Raw genomic sequence first — 3,269 nt, 5'->3', positions numbered from 1 at the left:
CCGCCGAGCCCGATGCTCCACCCGACGCATCGGCACCATCGTCCAAGCCGTCCACACGCTCCTGACCTGCAACTATTCAGGATGAAAGAGGCTCAATCAGCAATGCCAACAACTTGAGGGCTCGTAAGGGTCTGCCGCACGATCGGGTGACATCTGAAGTGGCTTGCCCTGTGGGGCAGGTGGGAAGGATGTCGCTGTGCCCAAGCCCTATCCGGAAGAGTTCCGCCAGGATGTCGTGCGGGTCGCGAGGAACCGCGGTCCGGGTGTGACGGTCGAACAGGTGGCCACCGATTTCGGGGTCCATCCGATGACGTTGTGGAAGTGGATGCGCCGGGCGGACATCGACGACGGCTCCAAGCCGGGAACGTCTGGCCAGGAGAGTGTGGAGCTGCGGGAGGCACGTCGGCGGATCAAGCTGCCGGAGCAGGAGAACGAGGTCCTGCGGCGGGCCGCGGCCTGTCTGTCGCAGGCGCATCTGCCGGGAAAAGGATCTACCCGCTCGTGAAGGAGCTGGCCGGGGACGGGGTGCCCGTCACGGTGACGTGCCGGGTGCTGAAGCTCGCCAGGCAGCCCTACTACCGCTGGCTCGACAAGCCGGTTGCCGATGCCGTGCTGGAGGAGGCGTATCGCGCAAATGCGCTGTTCGACGCTCATCGCGAGGACCCGGAGTTCGGCTACCGGCTCCTGGCGGACGAAGCGCGTGATGCCGGGGCCGCGATGGCGGACCGGACCGCGTGGCGGATCTGCCGGGAGAACCGCTGGTGGAGCGTGTTCGGCAAGAAACGCGGCCGGGGTAAGAAGGCCGGCCCGCCGGTGCACGACGATCTCGTCCGTCGTGACTTCACCGCGAGCGGCCCGAACCGGTTGTGGCTCGCCGACATCACCGAGCACGCCACCGGCGACGGCAAGCTGTACCTCTGCGCGATCAAGGATGTCTTCAGCAACAGGATCGTCGGCTAATACTCCAGCAGCGGATCGTGTCTTGAGCTGGTGATTGTCGTTGTCCCGGCATGGAGGGCATGACTGAAGTCGGTTGCTGGGCTGCGGAGTTGGATTTGGTGTTCGCTCGGGTGGCGGGCCGGTTCGCTCGGGCGGATCTGCGGTGGCGGATGCGGGACTACGTCCGCGGTTTGCTGGGTCAAGCGGCACGGAAGAACGGCTGGCAGCTTGCGGAATGGGCAGGCCACCGCATGCCGGACGGCTTCCAGCGGCTGCTGAACAGCAGCCGCTGGGACGCGGACGCCCTGCGCGACGACGTCCGTTCCTACGTTGGTGAGTCCCTTGGCCCCAATGGCGTGTTGATCATCGACAACACCGGGTTCATCAAGAAGGGCACCACCTCGGCCGGGGTCGCCCGGCAGTACACCGGCACCTCGGGAAAGATCGTCAACTGTCAGATCGGCGTGTTCGCCGCCTATGCCACCGGCTCGGGCCGGGCCCTGGTGGACCGGGAGCTCTACCTGCCCAAGGCCTGGATGTCCGACCGCGACCGCTGCCGGGCGGCGAAAATCCCTGATGAGCGGGGTTTTGCGACCAAGGGCGAGCTGGCCCGGGACATCGTCCGACGCTGTCTGGCCGCGGGCCTGCCCGCCGCGTGGGTCACCGCGGACGAGGCCTACGGGCAGGACTGGAACTTCCGCCGCCTGCTCGAGCAGTTCGACGTCGGCTATGTGGTGGCGGTGCCCAAGTCGCAGCAGATCAAGTCGCTGGTAGGCATCTGGCGCATCGACCAGCTCATCGAGGACGCCCCTGCAGATGTCTGGCAGCGGCTGTTCTGCGGCGACGGGGCCAAGGGCCCGCGTGTCTACGACTGGGCCGCGGCCAAGCTGCCCGCCAACCTCGTATTCGACCCCGACCCGCCGACCCACCACCGGTGGGTGATGGCCCGCCGCAGCCTGTCCGACCCCGAAGAGGTGGCCTACTACCTGGCCTACGCCCCCGTCGGCGTCGAGATCGCCGAGCTGGCCCGCATCGCCGGCTCCCGCTGGGCGATCGAGGAGTGCTTCCAGGCCGCGAAGAACGAATGCGGCCTGGACGAGTACGAGGTCCGCCGCTATCCCGGCTGGTATCGGCACATCACCCTGGCCATGCTCGCCCACGCTGTCCTGACGGCACTCGCCGCCCAGGCCGCCGAGGCCGCAAAGGGGGCTGCAGAAACGGATCAGCCCTCGTCCCGCTCACGGTGGCAGAGATCCGGCGGCTCCTGGACGCTCTCCTGCCCCGCCCACGAGCCGACCGCGACCCCATCACCCACGCACTGAAGTGGTCGGCCTGGAGAAGACACCGCCAGGCCGTCGCCCGCCGCTGCCACTACCGAAAACACAGCTCAGAACACGATCCGCTGCTGGAGTACTAAGTCTTGGGTGGCTGTTTTGTTTCTTCTGTTGTTACATGCTGCATCATTTCCGATGCACTCCATATGCTCTCACGGGAATCCTCTTGGCCGGTCCTTGAAACCCATGCCATGATCCCCGTATGACTGTCATTCGAAAGGTTTGTGCCGCGTAGGCGGCCTGGCGTGCTTCGTGCGCTGAACACGACGCCTCGTCGCATGTACCGTGTCGTGCACCTTTGGAGGCATGTTCCTCCCGCGATGCCTCGGCCGGTTTGTGTCCGTGGCCTGTCCAGTCGCACGGTTGCCGCGGTCCATCGTGTCGAGTTCCGTGACCTTGACAAAGGCTTGTTGCCTGGTGACACCTGGACCGCGTTGAGCTGTTACCGGTCTTTTCTGGCCCGTCCGGGCCGTTACCTGTATCTGACCGCGACTGTATGCGGCTGTTACGAGTGTGGCTTGAAGGAAGATGTGGCCATGGCGCGAGATCTTCTCGGGCTGGTCCTGGCCCGCCTTTCTCCCCGCCCGCGTCGGGAGCTGGCAGTCCTGGTAGCAGTTCTGGATGATCAGCTGTATCGCAGAAGCCTCCCCGACCCTCTTGCTCACCGCAGGCCGTGGAGTCCAGGCGAATACTGGTGGCATTGGAGGCTCTACGACGAATCCCACCACCTCTAACCCTTCTGGTCCCTGTAGTCGGCAAGGCCCGCGAAGCGGGCCCAGGGGGCCCTGAAGGCGAAGCCGTGAGGGTCCCCAGAGGGTGAGGAGCGCAGCGGACACACTCTCTGGGGGTGCGCAGCACCCCCAGCTCCGATCCGGGAGCGCAGCGAACGGGGCGTCACCTCCGGTGTCCAGCAAGGAAGGTCACTAGGCCGCGCTGCGGCCGGCTTCCCCTTCCCCGGAGCGCAGCGAAGGGGAAACGCCCGCGCTGCGCGCGGGC

General features: G+C 66.2%; 3 protein-coding genes and 1 pseudogene. All 4 read left to right on the top strand.

Going from position 1 to position 3,269, the window contains the following annotated elements:
* Positions 1–85 (top strand): annotated as a pseudogene (locus ACWGSR_RS37590) (IS5/IS1182 family transposase); the annotation flags it as partial.
* Positions 86–196: 111 nt separating this feature from the next.
* Positions 197–505: a transposase gene (locus ACWGSR_RS37585; protein ID WP_453573930.1), complete on the top strand. Its 309-nt coding sequence runs from the start codon at positions 197–199 to the stop codon at positions 503–505.
* Positions 502–960, top strand: coding sequence for a hypothetical protein (locus tag ACWGSR_RS37580; protein WP_453573927.1), 459 nt, complete (start codon positions 502–504; stop codon positions 958–960). The genes ACWGSR_RS37585 and ACWGSR_RS37580 overlap by 4 nt, the downstream gene beginning before the upstream one ends.
* Positions 961–1,010: 50 nt before the next feature.
* Positions 1,011–2,261 (top strand): IS701 family transposase, encoded by a 1,251-nt coding sequence (locus ACWGSR_RS37575; RefSeq protein ID WP_453573925.1) that lies wholly within the window; start codon positions 1,011–1,013, stop codon positions 2,259–2,261.
* The last annotated feature ends 1,008 nt before the right edge of the window (positions 2,262–3,269 follow it).

Source organism: Streptomyces sp. NPDC055632, assembly GCF_053618675.1.
Note: the sequence above shows the minus strand (reverse complement) of the source record. Positions and strands in the feature narration are given on the sequence as shown.

What these genes read in the sequence shown, in the direction of transcription:
- ACWGSR_RS37575 (WP_453573925.1), top strand. Translation starts at nt 1,011, where the DNA reads ATGGAGGGCATGACTGAAGTCGGTTGCTGGGCTGCGGAGTTGGATTTG.